This is a genomic window from Aliarcobacter trophiarum LMG 25534 (genome assembly GCF_003355515.1).
Lineage (GTDB): Bacteria > Campylobacterota > Campylobacteria > Campylobacterales > Arcobacteraceae > Aliarcobacter > Aliarcobacter trophiarum.
In genome coordinates, this window is sequence record NZ_CP031367.1 from 1,376,006 (window position 1) to 1,393,446 (window position 17,441).

The following is a 17,441-nucleotide window of genomic DNA, read 5'->3' on the forward strand; positions in this document are numbered from 1 at the left end:
TTACCCTAAAAATCAAAATATAAAAATTCAGAAACTCTATTTTGCAAATATACTATATAGTATAAAGGAATTACAGAGAGAATTATCATATAAAACATATAAGTATAATTAGCTTTAAAACTACTATTCAAATAAGTCATAGAATTTTTAAAGCCTAAGACTAAAATAAAGGCTATACAAATCCAAATAAAAATTTCACTATTTTTTGCACCTATATCAATAAACATTTTTTCACCATTAATACCAATTTCTCTTAGAAACTTAAATTTAGTAAGTAATTTCTCAGATAACACAACATTATCCAAACTAAACATACTTCCTAATAATTTTATTGCACTCTCAAAATCTTTTGCTCTAAAAAATATCCATGTTATATTTATAAAGTTAAAAGTAATAAACCAAGCCAAAATCTTATTTAGTTTAAATCCTAATCTTTGCCAAAATCTATGAATAGCTAATGCAACTCCATGCAATGCTCCCCATACTATAAATGTCCATCCAGCTCCATGCCAAAGCCCACCTATTAAAAAAGTTGCCAATAAATTTGTATATGTTCTAAATTCACCTTTTCTATTACCACCCAATGGAATATAAATATAATCTCTAAGGAACCTACTTAGAGTCATATGCCATCTTCTCCAAAAATCTTGAATACTTAGAGCTTTATATGGAGAATTAAAGTTTATTGGAAGTTTTATATTAAACATTAAAGATATCCCAATTGCCATATCTGTATATCCAGAAAAATCAAAGTATAGTTGGAATGTATAAGATAATGATGTCGCCCATGCTTCTATTAAATTTAAAGTTGTTGCTGTATCAAATCCAGCATTTGCCCATACTGCAAAGGTATCTGCTATTACAACTTTTTTAAACAACCCAATAGAAAATATAAATAATCCTAATGCTATATTTCTATAATTCTTTACCCAATTATATTTACTTGCAAATTGTGGCATCATCTCTTTATGATGAAGAATTGGACCTGCAAGTAAGTGTGGAAAATATGTTACAAACAGCATATAATTTACTAAACTATACTCTTTTGCTTCACGTCTGTATGCATCTACTAAAAATGCTATTTGAGTAAAGGTAAAGAAGCTAATACCTAAAGGAAGAATAATATGTGGCAATGGAATGTTTGATCCAAATATACCATTAAAGTTTTCAAGCAAGAAATCTGTATATTTAAAGTATCCTAGTAATCCTACATTAAACAATATACCAAATATTAAAATTGTTTTACTGTTTACTTTTATCTTCTCATGATTTACTAAACTTAACCCTACACTATAGTTTACAAATATTGATAATAGTATCAAAGGAACATAATTAAAATTCCAATATCCATAAAAAAACAAACTTGCTATTACTAAAAATATCTTTGCACCAAGAATTAATCTTTGGCTCAATAGATAAAAATATACTATAAAGGTTATTGGTAAAAATATAAAAATAAATTCATAACTATTAAATAACATACTTTTTTATCCTTAAAACAAACTATTATAATCCACTCTTTCCAAAACTTCTAACTTTCCACCACTTGTTGCATTATAAATTTTTCTTCCATGTTTTTCGAAAAACTCACCTGCTTTAGCATATCCTTGCTCCATTCTATCAACCATCGGGTCATGCCATCTATAACCTTTACCAAAATAATCTGGATGAAAATGATTTGGATCATCACTTTGAGATGTAATTTGTAATCCTTCAATATCAGCATCATCTGGAATATCATAATGATGATCAAAGCCAATTAAATAAAGTTCTTTTATACCTAAATAAAATGCTAGTTGCATACAAATATATGTTACAGAACCTCCTGTCCATGCCTGTCTTGCTATATTTTCTGAGAAATATGGGAAATTTGGATAATTATCATATCTCATTCTCACATTTATCCAATTTACCTTATCATCTTTTTCACTATTCAGACAATACTTTAGATAATTACCAAACCATTTTTGTGGTCCTCTCATTGTATTTATTTCATTTGCTCTATCTTCTGCAACATAGTTATCTTCAACCACATAGTGTGTAGGTAAAAATCCCATTTTATCTTTATTTAAGTAAATACTATTTACTCCTATTGTAATTTCATCTTTTAACTTTGTTAGATCAAGTTTATTTAAACTAGGTCCATTGCCTATTAAAAATGCTCTTTTCCCTTTATATACATTATGGTATTTAAGTATATCTTTATGATTTTGTGTTATTGGCATATTTCTAGATGCCATTTTATAGCCAAATGTTTCAAATGCTAAATATAAATTTGAAGAATTATATTTATCCTTATATGGTCTTGTATACCCATCTATTAATTTACTTCTAATATTACGATATAATCTATAAGTTTCATATATTGGTGTAATTCTTTTTAATTGTTCTCTCATCTTTGATCCTTTTTTAACTCTTTATATAGTGTTGTGTAACTATTAATCATTTTATCCTCGCTAAATTTATTTATTACTGAATTTCTACATTCTTCTGTTTTATTAATAATACTATCACGATGATTATAAAGAAACTCAATTTTTATTGCTAAGTCACTTGCTGAATAAGGATCAAAACTCCATCCTGTTTTATCATTTATAATCATTTCTTGAATTCCTCCTTTATTTGAACCAAGTACTGGTATCCCACATAATAAACTTTCAAGAACAGTATTTGGTAAATTATCCAATACAGAAGGAATACAAAAAACATCAGCAGAATTGTATACTTCTCTTAATTCTTCTGAAGTATAAACTGCACCTTTATTTATGATTCTATTATCATCAAATTTATATTTTGTAACAGATCCTATAGCTACAACTTGAATATCCAAATCTGGTATTAATTTTAAAGCCTTAAAAATTATAATTGAATTTTTCCTTTCCCAAGCTCCTGTTCCAGCTAAAAATAGGAATGTAAACTTATTTTTTAATCCTAAATTAGTTCTTGCCTTTTTTTTATCAATTGGAAAAAACTCATTAATATCAATTCCATTATGAATTACTTCTATCCTTTTTCTACCATTAATTACTGTTTTACCTAAATCAGCTAACCACTGAGATGGTGGAGTAAAGACTATATTAGCATCATTATTATTTAAAAGTTTATCAACATCATAAAATTTTCTTCGCCAATCATTAATAGGACAATATACTTTTTCATTACCATCAAACTTAATTACTTTATAATTATATAAAAAAAGAGCAAACTGATCATGCATTGTCCAAACCACAGGAAAATTCTCGCTTAACTTTGCTATTTGTTCATGTGTAAAATATGTATTATGAAAATGAATAATATCTGGCTTAAAATCTTTTATTTTTTTATAAAATACTTTAAATAAAAACCATCTGTTTATATTTGTCTTAGTTAGTTTTGATAATATATTGAAGCCTATAAATATACTATTTTTAAATATACTAGTAGATTTTCCTAAATGCCAAACACTAAATTTAATATTTCTAAATATATTAAACTTAGCTCTATTTTTTTCATAAATAAAAAAAACTTCATTATTTTTTGACAAACCTTTTACCAACCTATAAGCTGCTATTGAAGCACCACAGCCATAATTGTTTTCACTAAAAACTACTATTCTCATTAACTTTTTAAATCTCCTAATATTTTAAATAATTCTTTTAATTCAGAAATTTTTCTAATATAACTTGCTCTTTTAACTTTATCATATTGAATACAAATTTTTTCCAACTTCTTATTATTTTGTTGATTCCATCTTTGATATTTTTCTCTCTTTGATTTTTCTGTCTCATGCCATCTTTTTAAAGTTTTATAAAAATTGGTTAAAATACCTTCTGATAATAACTCTAAATAATTTAAAACTTTAGAATATGAGTTTTTTATAAAATTATTTTGTATACTTCCATTAATATTATGCTTTAAAGAATAAACTGACTCAACTTTTTCATTAATAAATTTTGATTCAAAACCACTCATATGCATTAAATTATTTAACGAATCCTTATTAAAATTAAACATATGTGCATGAATATGATAGCCTAAAAATGAATTATTATAATAATCTTTTTCATGAATCACAAACAATCCAGGCACTTCAACATATAATAAAGTTTTGTCTACCATAAGTTGTTTTAAATCATCTAGTTCTTTATTCAAATCTATAAAATGTTCAAATACATGACTTAATATAATTAAATCAAATTTCTTATTTAAGCCTATTACAGTTTGGATATTCCCAAAAATTGTATTTATACTTTTTTCTTTACATTTATTGATACAATTATTATTATACTCTGTACCAAGTTCCTCAACTATAATATTTTCTTTTTTAGCTTCTTCCTTAAACTCAGAAAGTACATTTCCTGTACCTGCTCCAATTTCAAGAACACTTATTTTCTCTTTTTTGGGTAAAAAATCTTTTATAATAGTAAATATCTTTTTACCTTGTCCATCCTCAAAAAGTGCTACTTGATTTTCTAAGTGTTCCTCCCCATAATTTAGAGGATGATAATATTTATCGTAATAATAAGATAATGATTCTTGAGACATTCTAGGATTTGTCATAACTAAACCACAATCTCTACAAATCAAACTACCAAAAGGTAAACCAAACCTATCAATTTTTGTTAGTTCTTCAAGATTAAGACTTCCACATTGACATTTTTCTACAAGTTCCGTTTTTATTACTTTATTTTTAAAATCTTCTAAAAACATATTTCTATATTTCTGAGATATTTCATTTAATTTTCTAGGAATAATATCCGTTCTAAGAAGTTCTTTTCTAAAATCTTGATTTAATAAATTATCCATTTATCTCCCATTCATGATTTAATGTTACATATCCAAATACTCTCTCTCTATTTGCTACAGTAAAATTTTTATTTAATTGTCTATATAAAAACTCACTTCCATCAACTACAACAAACATTGAACTATACTCATTTGGATTAAAATAACAATTGGTTTTTAAACTACCTTTAATTTTATATCTATCTTTAAATAATCTTATTTTATAAAAATCACTATTAAATGAAGTTATATTATTTCCTAAATTATCCCAAATAGGTAAACCAATTATCAAATTCTTTGGATCAAATTTTAATTCAAAACTAAAATCTAAAATCATCTCTTCTTGGAGTTTATACATCACCTTACTCCAACTATGTTTTACATTTATAATTTTTTCTTTATTATGAAATAAATCTCCATAAAATGGTTTAACAACTTTAGGTGTATTTTTCTTATTCAATTCTTGTTTTTCATTTTCTTCTTGTTCAATATAATACTTTATGCCATCATCTGCGTTTCCATAAAAAACTTTTTTACCTTTTTCTAATACCAATACATTATCACAAAAAAGTCTTACGCTATTCATAGAATGAGAAACAAATATCATTGATATATTTTCTCTCATTGCATTTATTTTAGATAAACATTTTTGCTGGAAATTAAAATCTCCCACGGCTAACACCTCATCAAGTATAAGGATATCTGGCTTACTAGAAATTGCTATACCAAAACCTAGTCGAGACTTCATACCACTACTATATGTTTTTACTGGTTGAGTAATAAATTCTCCAATTTCAGCAAATTCTTCTATCTCTTTTATCTTTTCTTTTAATTCATTTTTATTAAAACCACTTATTTTAAGATTTAATTCTATATTTTCAAGACCTGTTAATTCCGGTTTCAAGCTTGAGGTAAGTTCAAGTATAGCTGAAATTTTACCTTTAGTGTTTACATGTCCTTTTGTTGGAGTCAATACTCCTGATATTATTTTTAAAAGAGTTGATTTACCATTTCCATTTCTTCCTATAATACCTAGTGTTTCTCCACGTTTTAACTCAAAAGAGATATCATTTAGTGCATAAAACTCTTTATGATATTTCTTTTTAAATGGGTTTAATGTTTCTTTAACTCTATCAATTGGTTTATTATATAATTTATATGTTTTAGAAATATTTTTTACTTTTACTATAGTTAATTTGTTCATTATAATACATCTCCAAAATGAGGTCTAAGTCTTCTAAATACAACAACTCCTAATATCAAAAGAAATAAAGTTATTGATAAAAAACAAATCAAATAATCTGTTGACTCCCAAAACCACTTATTATATAAAAAGCTATTTCTATATCCTTCAACTATATACACCATAGGATTAAGATTTAATACGAACATATATTTTTCTGGAACCATTTTTATAGACCAAAAAATAGGTGTTACCCAGAAACCTAGTTGTAATACTACACTTATTATCTGTGAAATATCTTTCATAAAAACTCTCAAAGCAGAGGTAAACCAACTTATACCCAAAACTAAAATAAACATCATAAAAGTGTAAAAAGGTAACTGCAACCAATAGATAGTAGGACTATATCCATACAAAAACAATACCACTATTAAAATTAGTAAAAAGATTATATGAAGAAATAAAGCAGATAATATCTTTACAATTGGTAAAATACTTACTCTAAAATTTACTTTTTTAACTAAATATTTATTTGTGATAATGGAATTCATTCCTCCACTTATAGCATCGGAAAAAAAGAACCATGGTATGTACCCACACATTAAATAAAGTATGAAAGGTATTTCTGAATTTTCTAAATGTCTTTTAAAACCAATAGAAAAAATAAACCAAACAATAATCATAAATAGTATTGGTCTAAGAATAGCCCAAAGTATACCTAGGTAAGAACCTAAAAACTGCTCCTTAAAATCATTTTTTGCTAAAACATATAATAATTGTTTGCTTTTTATCAAATCTTTAAAAAATCTAAAAAAACTTTTTAATATAATAATCAATATAAATCCTTATACCCATTTTGGTTATTACTCTGCCATCGCCAGTTATCAGTACACATATCATCCAAGGTTAATTTCGCTTTCCAGCCTAAAATCTCTTTTGATTTTTTTGGATTTGAATAACATTCAGCTATATCACCTACTCTTCTATCAACTAATCTATATGGCACTTTTTTTCCACTTACTTTTTCAAAAGCTTTTATCATCTCTAAAACACTATACCCAATTCCTGTTCCAATATTTAGTCTTGAATTTTCAAAACTATAGTTACTACTGCTTAAATACTCTATTGCTTTAACATGGGCAGATGCTAAATCTACGACATGGATATAATCTCTTACTCCAGTACCATCTCTTGTTTCATAATCACTTCCAAAAACACTTAGTTCTTTCAATTTTCCTACAGCAACTTGAGAAATATATGGCATAAGATTATTTGGAATACCATTTGGATTCTCCCCTATCAATCCACTTTCATGTGCTCCAACAGGATTAAAATATCTTAAAATGACAATTTTAAAGTTATTATCACTAATATACAAATCTTCTAAGATTCTTTCAATAATATATTTGCTAGTACCATATGGATTTGTAGTACCACCAAGTTCAAAACTCTCATCTATTGGGCATCTTTTTGGATTTCCATATACTGTTGCTGAACTAGAAAAAACTATTTTTTTGCAGTTAAATTCTCTCATTACTTCTAAAAGTATAATAGTCCCTACAACATTGTTATCATAATAATTTAGTGGTTTTGCAACACTCTCCCCTACAGCTTTAAGTCCTGCAAAGTGAATAACAGAGTCCAGATTATATTTCTCAAAAACCATTCTCAAAGATTTTTTATCTCTTATATCACCTTTTACAAACTTTACTTTTGAACCAATAATTTTTTTTACATTTTTTAGAGCTTCTTTTGAAGAATTTGATAGATTGTCATATACTACAAAATCAAACCCTTCTTTGTGTAACTCTATTAAAGTATGTGTTCCTATATATCCAGCTCCACCTGTAATTAATATTTTTTTATTTTTTATTTTCAAATTTTATTTCCCATTTATTAAGTTTTTTTACTCAATATCTCAAGCTCTTTTTGAAGTTCATCATACTCAAGCTTTTTTCTCTCAATAAAATACTTTGTAAGCTCAAATTTTTCTATTACACCTTTTTGAGTTAGAAGGTATCTATATGCTATTTTATTATTTGAGTTTTTAAAGTTTTCTACTTTTATAAGTCCCTTATCTATTAAGGCATTTAATACATAGTTTACTTTACCTATACTAATATCTAACTCTTTTGCTAGTGACATTTGTCCACTGCTGTCTGGGACTTTTCTTAAAATATCAAAACTAGTCTCATCTAAAACTTCACGATTTTTTTGCAAAAAGCTATCCTTTTTTATCTTTTCAAAGATTGAATTCTACTTTTATTTATATAAAGATAATATTAAATAATCTAAATTAATAACTTTTTTAGATAAAATCTAAAAATGAATATAATTAAAATAAAAGTAGCCACATTTAACCTTTTCCAATTTTGTGAACCAAACTTCTCTTTCTACTCAAAAAAAGAGAAATTTACAATACAAGATTGGGAAGAAAAAAAGCTTTGGATAAAAAATCAAATTCTAGATTTAGATGCACATATTATTGGTTTTCAAGAGGTTTTTTCACAAAAAGAGCTTGAGATTTTAGTAAAGGAGTGTGGCTTTAAAAAGTTTATTGTAGCAGATATTCCACTTTTAGACGAACAAACAAAAACCTACAAAACTACAACTGTAGCAATGGCTAGTAAGTTTCCTATAACAAATATAGAAAAATTAAAAACAAAAAATAATTTCTCTTTTGCAAGAGAACCAATAAAAGCAAAAATAATAATAAATAACAAAAAATTGAATATATATGTAGCACATCTTAAATCAAATCGTTTAAATGAGTTTGAGTATAAGTTCACAAAAAACTCTAATTTTGAAGAAAAGATAGAAAAACTAAGAATTTCTCAAAAAAACTCCTATAGCAAATCATTAAACCAAAGAATAAATGAAGTAAAACATCTTCACTTTGATATAAAAAATAGCGATATTCCCGCTATTTTACTTTGTGATTTAAATGACAAAGAGTTTTCTATTACTATTGAAGCATTGTGTAATCATAGGTTTTATAATAAAGATTTAAAAAAAGATGAGTTTATTCTTTTTGATACCTATAATCTTGCACCAAAAAAAATTTACAATCCTCATCCTGAACTTAAAGAGATTAAAAGAACACCTACAAGCTATTTTGTAGGATATGGGAATACTCTTGATTTTATTTTTGTATCAAAAGAGTTAAAAAACAGTGTAACAAGCTATAAAGTTTTTGATAAACATCTAGAAAAAAATAGAAATGGAAGCCTAAAAACAAGTGACCATGCACAAGTTTTATGCGAAATAGAGATTTAAAAAAAGTTATACATCAATATAATAACCAACTCCTTGAATATTTTTCAAATAGTTCAAAGGTAGTTTTTTTCTAAGATTTTTTATAAATTGTCTCATTGCATTTTGGCTCATTATTAGATTATCATCACAAATATGATTGAAAATCTCTTCATACGAGATAACTGATTTTTTTGAAAGTAAAAGCTCCAAAAACAGAATCTCTTTTTTTGTCAAAATAAACTCTTCAATCTCATTTGAGATGATAGATTTTTTACTATTAAAATACCAATTATCTTTTAAAATATGTATTGTTTCATCACTATTTGACTTTAAAAAAGAGTCAAATGCCTCAAAAAGTTTTGCATTTGTGATAGGTTTTACTATATATTTAATCAAATTAAGTTCAGCTGCAACCAAAAGATAATCCAAATTTGTATATGCTGAAGTTATTATAATTTTTATATTTTTATCTGTTTGTCGAATCTTTTTTATTAAATCAATTCCTGACATATTCTCCATCTTTATATCAGTTATTAATAAATCAGGTTTTTGCTTAATATAGCTTTGATACGCCTCTTTGGAACTCTTTGCAACAAAAACATCTTTGAAATAGTGTTTTAAAATCTCTTTAAAATTCTCTCTTATTCCACTATCATCTTCAACATATAAAATTGTAAAAACTTTAAGTTTTTTAAGTTGATTGTTCATATTTTATAAAAATCCATATTAGTTAAGATATGGTATTATAGCAAACTGTTAATTAATGAGGTTATCTTGAACAACAAAATAGAAAAAAATCTACTCAAAACAATAATCTTTACATTTATTGCCATAAGCTCATCTATGATTTTAGCAATATCTTTTTTCTATGTAGAAAATACAAAAGATTATTTTGATAAACAGATGTTAAAGTACAAAGATGACTATTATCTTGAGATAAAAGATACACTAAAGATGAAACTAAGAATGGTAACTGATATTTTAGATTACAACACAAAACATCTAAACTTAAGCCAAGAAGAGATAAAAAACTACACAATAGATTTTCTAAGCAATCTTACTTTTGAGCAAAATAGCAGTAACTATATTTTTGTTTATGAGATAAATAATTGGGAGGGTGGAGATAATTTTGCAAAAATGTTGGTAAACCCAAATAGACCAGATTTATTTGGTAAAGATATCTCAACAAATGAGGAAGATGGAAATGGAAAAAAATTTAGAGAAGAGTTTTTAGAAGATATAAAAAAGTATGGAGAATCATATACTAGATACTCATATAAAAAACCAGATAGCAAAGATTTCCAATATAAGCTCTCATATTTCAAATATTATCCCACATTCAACTGGATATTAGCAGCTGGAGTCTATATTGATGATATTGAAAATGAACTCAAAATTAAAAATGATGAACTTAGAAAAGAGATAAAAAAGCAGATTTTACAAAATATTATCCTATTTGTACTCTTTTTAATTATTGCACTTTTAGCATTAGCTCTTCTTTCAAATGCAATATATAAAATCTTAAAAAAATATAGACAAAAAGTTAAAGAAAATGAAAAAGAGCTAAAAGTTTTAAACAAATCACTTGAAGAGATGATGAGCAATATAGCTCACCAATGGAGGCAACCTTTAGCTGAGATATCATCTATTTTAATGCTAATAAAAATAAAATATGATACAAACTCTCTTGATTTTAAAACTATGGATAAAAAAATAGATGAAGCAAATAATGTTTTGGAGTATATGTCAAAAACAATTGATGATTTCAAAGGATTTTTCTCTACAAACAAAGAGAAAGAGGAGTTTTATCTAAAAGACCTTATTGAAGATGTAATAAATATAAATAGAAATATACTTGAATTAAACAGTATCGAAATAGATATAAATATAGATAAAAATATAAAAATAAACAATTTCCTAAATGAATATCAGCAAGTAGTTTTAAATATTTTAAAAAATGCAAAAGATGTTTTGATAGAGAAAAATATAGAAAAACCAACTATTAAAATCTACTCAAAAACTAATCAAGATAGTATCTCTCTTTTTATAGAAGATAATGCAGGAGGTATAAAAGTAGAGCCTATAAATAAAATATTTGAAGCCTATTTTTCTACAAAAGAAGATGGTCTTGGTACTGGAATTGGTCTATATATGTCAAAAATGATAGTAGAAAAAAGTCTAAAGGGAAATATAAAAGTAAAAAATAGTGATTTTGGTGCAGTTTTTGAAATATCAGTTTTGAAAAATTGCTAAAATAGGAAAAATCCTATTTTAACTATTAATATCCAAACATTAAATTTGGTAACCATAGAGATATAGCTGGAATATATGTTATTAAAACTAATCCAAATAATAAAACTAAAGTCATAGGAATAGATGCTTTTATTACTTGTCCCATAGATAATCCTGTGATTCCACTTGCAACAAACAAGTTTAATCCAACAGGTGGGGTTAGCATTCCTATTTCCATATTTACAACCATTATAACTCCCAAATGAATAGGGTCAATTCCAAGAGCCATTCCAATAGGAAGAAGTAGTGGAACTGTAATCATAACAACTGAACTAGGTTCCATAAATTGTCCCATAATTAAAAGTAAAATATTTACAATTAAAAGGAACATTAAAGGACTTACTTGTGCATCTATTATCATTTGAGTAATTTGTTGTGGAATTTGCTCATCTGTTAAAAAATGTGCAAAAATCATAGCATTTGCAATGATAAAGAAAATCATAGAGCTTGTTTGTGCTGAATCTAATGCAATTTTGTATAAATCTTTTATTTTTATATCTTTATAAACAAAGAAAGAGATAAAAAAGGCATACATAACACTAACTGCACCTGCTTCTGTTGGAGTAAATATACCACCATAAATTCCCCCAATAACAACAAATATAATTAGTAAAGCCCAAAATGACTCTTTAAAAGCTTTAAAGATTTCAGATACACTAGCCATTTTTTCAGCTTTAAATCCACTTCTTTTTGCTAGGATATATGTTGCAAGCATCATCATACCACCTATCATAAGACCTGGAATTACACCAGCCATAAATAGTTTTCCGATAGATTGATCAGCACTAACTCCATATACAATAAATACAACAGAAGGTGGAATTAAAATTCCTAATGTTCCAGAAGTTGTAATTGTACCAATAGCGAACTGTTCATTATAACCAGCACTTTTAATAGCTCCATACATTACTGAACCAATAGCAGCAACAGTTGCAGGAGAACTTCCACTAATAGCAGCAAAAATAATAGATGCCAAAATAGCAGCTATTGGTAAACCACCTGGAAGATGCCCAACCAAACTTTTAGCAAAATTTATAATTCTTGCAGCTGCACTTCCTCTTGAAAGTAATGAACCAGCCAAAACGAACATAGGAATTGCCATAAGTGTATATTTGTTTAATCCATCAAAAATATAAGATGAAATTCCCATCAAATCATTATTTGTAAACAAAAATGCAGAAACTAATGTACTAGCTCCTAATGCTACAGCAACTGGAACTCCAACCAACATCAAACCAAAAAGTAAAATAAAAAGTGTTGCAATAACCATTATTTATTTTCTCCTTTAATCTCTTCTATTATAGCTTCATGCTCACTAAATAGTTTGATGTTTTCAGCATCAGTTCTATAAATCTCTACTAGTTTTTCTGCAACTCTATAAGCTGCTAATAAAAATGCTATTGGGATAACCAATTGTGGTATCCAAAGTGGAACTTGTAAATCTACATTGATTTCACCAAAATCCATTAACATTAAAATTAGTTTATAGCCAAAATATGAAATTAGAAGAAGATAAATAATAGAAAGAAGGTTTGCAAAGATTAAAAACCCTTTCATGACAGTAGGAGAAAACTTCTCTATTAATAAAGTAACAGAGATGTGAGCCCCTTGTTTAAATCCGTAGGCCGCACCAAAGAGTGCTGACCAAATAAAAAAATAGTTAGTAAGCTCAGCAGCCCAAGGAAGGCTCATGTCAAAGACATATCTGAGAACTACATTTATAAATGCCAATAAAACACCCAAGACCATACCGTAAACGGCTATGGTTTGGTTTATTGTACCAACTATAATATCCATAATTTTAAAAATTTTACTCATTATTCCGCTTTACTTATTTTGTCTCAATAGCTTTTTTGATTAAATCTTCACCAATTACATCATAAAATTCTGGATAGATAACTTCCATAACTTTTCTCCAATTTGCAATTTGCTCTTTATTTAATTCAAAAATCTCAAGTCTTTTTGACTCTTCTGCATATTTTTTTAATCCAGCCATAATTTTTGCATCATCTTCTTCAGTTGCTTTTCTTTCAAACTCTGTTGCTTCTTTCATAGCAATTGAAACTTTTTCTTGTAAATCTTTTGGTAATTTATCCCAAAATTGTTGATTCATTACAACTAAATATCCTAAATATCCATGACTACTTAAAGTAAGGCTAGATTGAACTTCATTGAATTTTTTTGTATAGAAGTTTGATAGTGGATTTTCAGTTGCATCAACAACACCTTGTTGAAGTGCTGAGTAAACTTCTGAGAATGGTAAAATTTGTGGATTTCCACCAACAGCTTTAAACTGAGCTTCTAAAACTTTTGAAGATTGAATTCTAAATTTTTGACCTTTTGCATCTTCTGGGTTTAAGATAGCTTTTTTACTACTTGAAAAATGTTTAAATCCAGCATCCCAATAATCAAATGCTTTCATCTGTTTTTTTGCATCTACATAAGATTTAAGTTTTGCTCCAACTTCTCCATCCATAACTTTGTATAAATGATCTTTATCTCTAAATAAGAATGGTAAATCAAAAAGTTGAATTTGAGGTACAATAGATGGGAATTTTGATAAACTTGGCATAATTAATTGAACATTGTTCATAGCCAAAGCTTTCATCTCATCTGCATCACCATATAGTTGAGAGTTTGGGAAAACTTGAACATCAATTTTTCCAGCAGTTAACTCCTCTATTCTTTTTTCTAAATAGTCAGCAGCCATACCTTTTGGTGTGCTAGAACTTACAACATGGCTAATTTTCATAACATAATCAGCACCAAAGCTTGATGTTGCAAGTATTGCAGCAGCAGCTATTCCAAATATACTTCTTTTCATAAATACTCCTAAATTAAAAGTTTGATTTTAAGTTTATCCAAAAATTATGTAAATATTGTGTCACAATAGATAAATTTTTGATAAATTATTAATCTTTATAAATTAAATTAAGTATAAATTTAGAATTTTGCTTTTTAAAATAGAGCTAAAATCAAAATTCCAAATAAAATTCTATAAATTCCAAAAGCAACAAATGTAAATTTCTCTAAAAACTTTAGAAATAATTTTATTACAAATAGAGCAACTAAAAAAGATACAACAAAACCAACAGCTAAAGTTAAAAAATTTCCATCTTGCAGTATCTCTTCATGGTGTTTATAAATATCATAAAATGTTGTAGCAACCATAACAGGAAAAGCAAGTAAAAAAGAGAACTCAGCACTTGCTTTTCTATTTAGCCCAACAATCATAGCTCCAATTATACTAGCTCCTGCTCTACTAGTTCCAGGTATTAAAGCAAAAACTTGAGCCAAACCTATATAGAAAGCTTGTTTAAAACTAACATCTTCAACATCATTTATATGTTTTTTACTCTCATCATAAAACTTTTCAACAATTAAAAAAATAACTCCACCAATAATAAACATATATGCAACAATTTCCATGCTAAATAGCTCTTTTACTTGTTTTGAAAAGATAAATCCAACCATCCCAATAGGGATAAATGCCAAAGCTATTTTAAGCCAAAGATTAATGTGTTTAAATGTAAATTTACTAGGGTATACAAAAATTAAAGCCAAAATTGCAGCAAACTGTATTATTATCTCAAAGGCTTTGTTTACATTGTTTTGTTCAAGTCCTAAAAGTTCACTTAAAACTATTAGGTGTCCAGTTGAAGATACAGGGATAAACTCTGTTAACCCTTCTATTATTCCTAAATATATTGCATCAAATATTGTCATAAAACTCCTTTTTCTTTTGAAAGTTTTAAAAAGAGCTTTAAAGCTCTTTTCTCTTTATAGCCTAAATCATAATCTATTTTTGTAAGATAGTTTAAAATATCATTTTTACTTATTCCACTTCGTTTTGAATAGATTTCCAAAATATATTGTGGAATTTTTATCTTTTTCTTATCAAAGTTTTTTGTGAGGTTCTTCAATCTTTTTTCGTATTTGTTATAACACAAAGTTGCAAAAACAAAAGGAAGATTATATCTATTTTGCCACTCTTTTGCTAAATCTATAATCTTTTCATCTTTATTTTCAAGATAAAATTTCAAAGCTTTATCTCCAATAATAACCTCACCTTCTAACTCTAAAACTTTTGCTAAAGCATTTGAAGTTTTAGACTGAAAATCATCTTTTGCCTCTTTATTTGGTAAAACCAAAACAGATAAAACTTCATCTCTTGCAACTATTCCAAAGTCCAAAAACTTCTCAGCTCTTGAGCCAATTGAAGAGATAAAAGCACTATGCACTTTTCTTTTTTTAAAATTATTTGTAATTTTTGCTGGGTATGATTTTTTGTACTCTATTATTGACTTAAGTTGGTTTGATTTTATATTTTTTTTGATATAAATGTGAAAAGGTAATAGGTTTATAAAATCAATTTTTGAAAATATCATAAAATTGTTGCCTTTAGTCTTTAAAATTAAAGTCGATATAATAGTATAAAAATAATTATAAGGGATTAAAATGGTAAAAATAGAGTTTTTAGGACCTATAAATAAAGAGAGTATTAATTTAGATATAAAAAATTTGAATGAATTATCAAATATTTTAAAAAATGATGAAAAAATATCATCTTGGCTTGAAACTTGTGCAGTTGCAGTAAATGATACACTGGTTTTTTCTAAAGATTTTGAACTAAAAGGTGGAGACAAAGTTTCACTTCTTCCTCCTGTTTGTGGAGGTTGATTTTGTTTAGCAAAGATTTACAAATTCATAATGGAAGTTTAGAGATAGAAAAAATTCACAACTCTTGGTATGAAAAATATAAGAACCTAAATTATGGTGCTTTTATTACATTTGTAGGAATTATAAGAGATGAAAACAGTATAGATGGTTTAAGTTTTGATGTATATGAACCACTTTTAGAAAAATGGTTTAAATCGTGGCAAGAAAGAGCAAAAAAACAAAATGCAATAGTATTTTTAGCTCATAGTCGTGGTGATGTTTTAAATCATACAAGTTCATATATTGCAGGAGTTTGTAGCCCACAAAGGCGAGTTGCTTTAGAGCTTATTGATAGTTTTGTAGAAGATTTTAAGAAAAATGCTCCTATTTGGAAATATGATATGAGAAATAAACAGAGAATTTATGCCAAAGATAGAAGCCAAAAAATAGATGGTGCAGGAATTTTAGCATGAGTAAAAAAATAAGAGTAGATTTACATAATCACACAAAACTTTGTAACCATGCAACTGGTAGCGTTGATGAGTATGTAAAAAGAGCTATAGAGCTAAAAATTGATGAATATGGTTTTGCCTGTCATGCACCAATGAATTTTGACCCAAAATATAGAATGAAACTAGAAGAGAGAGCTTTATATGAAAATTGGGTAAATGAAGCAAAAGATAAATATAAAGATAAGATAAAAGTTCTTTTAGCTTATGAAGTTGATTATCTAAAAGGTTTTATGCTTGATGAGATTTTAAATGCAAATGTTGATTATCTAATAGGATCAATACATTTTTTACAAAATAAAAATGAACTATGGGGATTTGATAACCCTGAGTTTATAGGTGTTTATGAAAGTGTTGATATAAATAAGATTTGGGAAGATTATTTTAGTGCAATTGAAGCTATGGCAAAAACAAACTATTTCCAAATAGTTGGTCATTTGGATTTAATAAAGGTTTTTAAATTTTTACCAAAAAAAGATGTTAGATTATTAGCAAGAAATGCTCTAAAAGAGATAAAAAAAGCAAATATGGTTTTGGAGATAAATCCAGCAGGTCTTAGAAAGCCTATAGGAGAAACTTATCCTTCAAAACAACTATTAGAAGAAGCCTATAATTTAGGAATTGAGATTACTTTTGGTTCAGATGCCCATAGTGTAGAGCATGTTGGATTTGGATATGAAGATGCTATAAATTTAGCAAAAGATATTGGTTATAAAAAGTGTGCTACTTTTTATAAAAAAGAGATGAGTTTAATAGATTTTTAGATAAAATCTTACCTT

19 protein-coding genes are annotated in these 17,441 nt (G+C 26.8%); 5 read left to right on the forward strand and 14 right to left on the reverse strand.

Annotated features, from left to right (window positions below):
* Positions 1-5 precede the first annotated feature (5 nt).
* From ATR_RS07105 to ATR_RS07140, 8 genes are read right to left on the reverse strand one after another with little or no spacing between them, the layout of a single operon-like run.
* Complete coding sequence (locus tag ATR_RS07105; protein WP_115428777.1) at positions 6-1,481, reverse strand: MBOAT family O-acyltransferase; 1,476 nt, start codon at positions 1,479-1,481, stop codon at positions 6-8.
* A 12-nt stretch (positions 1,482-1,493) separates the two neighbouring features.
* Positions 1,494-2,396: a 6-hydroxymethylpterin diphosphokinase MptE-like protein gene (locus tag ATR_RS07110; protein WP_115428778.1), complete on the reverse strand. Its 903-nt coding sequence runs from the start codon at positions 2,394-2,396 to the stop codon at positions 1,494-1,496.
* On the reverse strand, positions 2,393-3,598 hold the full coding sequence (locus ATR_RS07115; RefSeq protein ID WP_115428779.1) for a glycosyltransferase: 1,206 nt from the start codon (positions 3,596-3,598) through the stop codon (positions 2,393-2,395). The genes ATR_RS07110 and ATR_RS07115 overlap by 4 nt, the downstream gene beginning before the upstream one ends.
* A complete protein-coding gene (locus tag ATR_RS07120) occupies positions 3,598-4,785 on the reverse strand; it encodes a class I SAM-dependent methyltransferase (RefSeq protein WP_115428780.1) in 1,188 nt (395 codons plus the stop codon). The genes ATR_RS07115 and ATR_RS07120 overlap by 1 nt, the downstream gene beginning before the upstream one ends.
* A complete protein-coding gene (locus ATR_RS07125) occupies positions 4,778-5,968 on the reverse strand; it encodes an ABC transporter ATP-binding protein (protein ID WP_115428781.1) in 1,191 nt (396 codons plus the stop codon). Before ATR_RS07125 ends, ATR_RS07120 begins: the two co-directional genes overlap by 8 nt.
* The gene (locus tag ATR_RS07130; protein WP_228254211.1) at positions 5,968-6,783 is read right to left on the reverse strand and encodes an ABC transporter permease; all 816 of its coding nucleotides are present in this window, start codon (positions 6,781-6,783) and stop codon (positions 5,968-5,970) included. Before ATR_RS07130 ends, ATR_RS07125 begins: the two co-directional genes overlap by 1 nt.
* The gene (gene galE, locus ATR_RS07135; RefSeq protein ID WP_228254212.1) at positions 6,780-7,826 is read right to left on the reverse strand and encodes a UDP-glucose 4-epimerase GalE; all 1,047 of its coding nucleotides are present in this window, start codon (positions 7,824-7,826) and stop codon (positions 6,780-6,782) included. Before galE ends, ATR_RS07130 begins: the two co-directional genes overlap by 4 nt.
* Before the next feature lie 17 nt (positions 7,827-7,843).
* A complete protein-coding gene (locus tag ATR_RS07140) occupies positions 7,844-8,167 on the reverse strand; it encodes a MarR family EPS-associated transcriptional regulator (RefSeq protein ID WP_228254213.1) in 324 nt (107 codons plus the stop codon).
* Between the two features lie 105 nt (positions 8,168-8,272).
* On the opposite strand from ATR_RS07140, the gene ATR_RS07145 reads away from it, so the two are divergent.
* Positions 8,273-9,223, forward strand: a complete 951-nt coding sequence (locus tag ATR_RS07145) for an endonuclease/exonuclease/phosphatase family protein (RefSeq protein ID WP_228254214.1) — start codon at positions 8,273-8,275, stop codon at positions 9,221-9,223.
* 6 nt (positions 9,224-9,229) lie between these two features.
* Here ATR_RS07145 and ATR_RS07150 read toward each other — a convergent pair whose 3' ends face one another.
* Entirely contained in the window at positions 9,230-9,910 is a 681-nt protein-coding gene (locus ATR_RS07150) for a response regulator transcription factor (RefSeq protein WP_115428782.1), read from the reverse strand.
* A 66-nt stretch (positions 9,911-9,976) separates the two neighbouring features.
* On the opposite strand from ATR_RS07150, the gene ATR_RS07155 reads away from it, so the two are divergent.
* The gene (locus ATR_RS07155; RefSeq protein ID WP_115428783.1) at positions 9,977-11,455 is read left to right on the forward strand and encodes a cache domain-containing protein; all 1,479 of its coding nucleotides are present in this window, start codon (positions 9,977-9,979) and stop codon (positions 11,453-11,455) included.
* A gap of 25 nt (positions 11,456-11,480) precedes the next feature.
* On the opposite strand, the gene ATR_RS07160 is transcribed toward ATR_RS07155, so the two are convergent.
* The 5 genes from ATR_RS07160 to ATR_RS07180 all read right to left on the reverse strand — a co-directional run bounded on the left by ATR_RS07160 (position 11,481) and on the right by ATR_RS07180 (position 15,882).
* Positions 11,481-12,764 carry a TRAP transporter large permease gene (locus tag ATR_RS07160; protein ID WP_115428784.1) on the reverse strand — a complete coding sequence of 428 codons (1,284 nt, stop codon included), beginning with the start codon at positions 12,762-12,764 and terminating at the stop codon, positions 11,481-11,483.
* Positions 12,764-13,312: a TRAP transporter small permease gene (locus ATR_RS07165; RefSeq protein WP_115428785.1), complete on the reverse strand. Its 549-nt coding sequence runs from the start codon at positions 13,310-13,312 to the stop codon at positions 12,764-12,766. The genes ATR_RS07160 and ATR_RS07165 overlap by 1 nt, the downstream gene beginning before the upstream one ends.
* A 13-nt stretch (positions 13,313-13,325) precedes the next feature.
* Complete coding sequence (locus ATR_RS07170; protein WP_115428786.1) at positions 13,326-14,318, reverse strand: DctP family TRAP transporter solute-binding subunit; 993 nt, start codon at positions 14,316-14,318, stop codon at positions 13,326-13,328.
* Between the two features lie 134 nt (positions 14,319-14,452).
* Complete coding sequence (locus ATR_RS07175) at positions 14,453-15,220, reverse strand: undecaprenyl-diphosphate phosphatase (protein ID WP_115428787.1); 768 nt, start codon at positions 15,218-15,220, stop codon at positions 14,453-14,455.
* Positions 15,217-15,882 carry an MqnA/MqnD/SBP family protein gene (locus ATR_RS07180; protein WP_115428788.1) on the reverse strand — a complete coding sequence of 222 codons (666 nt, stop codon included), beginning with the start codon at positions 15,880-15,882 and terminating at the stop codon, positions 15,217-15,219. Before ATR_RS07180 ends, ATR_RS07175 begins: the two co-directional genes overlap by 4 nt.
* A 70-nt stretch (positions 15,883-15,952) precedes the next feature.
* Between ATR_RS07180 and ATR_RS07185 the strand changes: the two genes are divergently transcribed.
* From ATR_RS07185 to hisJ, 3 genes are read left to right on the forward strand one after another with little or no spacing between them, the layout of a single operon-like run.
* Entirely contained in the window at positions 15,953-16,174 is a 222-nt protein-coding gene (locus tag ATR_RS07185) for a MoaD/ThiS family protein (protein WP_115428789.1), read from the forward strand.
* Between the two features lie 2 nt (positions 16,175-16,176).
* On the forward strand, positions 16,177-16,626 hold the full coding sequence (locus ATR_RS07190; RefSeq protein WP_306457774.1) for a molybdopterin synthase catalytic subunit: 450 nt from the start codon (positions 16,177-16,179) through the stop codon (positions 16,624-16,626).
* Between the two features lie 8 nt (positions 16,627-16,634).
* On the forward strand, positions 16,635-17,426 hold the full coding sequence (gene hisJ, locus ATR_RS07195) for a histidinol-phosphatase HisJ (RefSeq protein ID WP_115429461.1): 792 nt from the start codon (positions 16,635-16,637) through the stop codon (positions 17,424-17,426).
* The last annotated feature ends 15 nt before the right edge of the window (positions 17,427-17,441 follow it).

Coding starts and splice junctions, on each gene's coding strand:
- ATR_RS07105 (WP_115428777.1), bottom strand. CDS start 1,481: ATGTTATTTAATAGTTATGAATTTATTTTTATATTTTTACCAATAACC.
- ATR_RS07110 (WP_115428778.1), bottom strand. CDS start 2,396: ATGAGAGAACAATTAAAAAGAATTACACCAATATATGAAACTTATAGA.
- ATR_RS07115 (WP_115428779.1), bottom strand. CDS start 3,598: ATGAGAATAGTAGTTTTTAGTGAAAACAATTATGGCTGTGGTGCTTCA.
- ATR_RS07120 (WP_115428780.1), bottom strand. CDS start 4,785: ATGGATAATTTATTAAATCAAGATTTTAGAAAAGAACTTCTTAGAACG.
- ATR_RS07125 (WP_115428781.1), bottom strand. CDS start 5,968: ATGAACAAATTAACTATAGTAAAAGTAAAAAATATTTCTAAAACATAT.
- ATR_RS07145 (WP_228254214.1), top strand. CDS start 8,273: ATGAATATAATTAAAATAAAAGTAGCCACATTTAACCTTTTCCAATTT.
- ATR_RS07150 (WP_115428782.1), bottom strand. CDS start 9,910: ATGAACAATCAACTTAAAAAACTTAAAGTTTTTACAATTTTATATGTT.
- ATR_RS07160 (WP_115428784.1), bottom strand. CDS start 12,764: ATGGTTATTGCAACACTTTTTATTTTACTTTTTGGTTTGATGTTGGTT.
- ATR_RS07165 (WP_115428785.1), bottom strand. CDS start 13,312: ATGAGTAAAATTTTTAAAATTATGGATATTATAGTTGGTACAATAAAC.
- ATR_RS07170 (WP_115428786.1), bottom strand. CDS start 14,318: ATGAAAAGAAGTATATTTGGAATAGCTGCTGCTGCAATACTTGCAACA.
- ATR_RS07175 (WP_115428787.1), bottom strand. CDS start 15,220: ATGACAATATTTGATGCAATATATTTAGGAATAATAGAAGGGTTAACA.
- ATR_RS07180 (WP_115428788.1), bottom strand. CDS start 15,882: ATGATATTTTCAAAAATTGATTTTATAAACCTATTACCTTTTCACATT.
- ATR_RS07185 (WP_115428789.1), top strand. CDS start 15,953: ATGGTAAAAATAGAGTTTTTAGGACCTATAAATAAAGAGAGTATTAAT.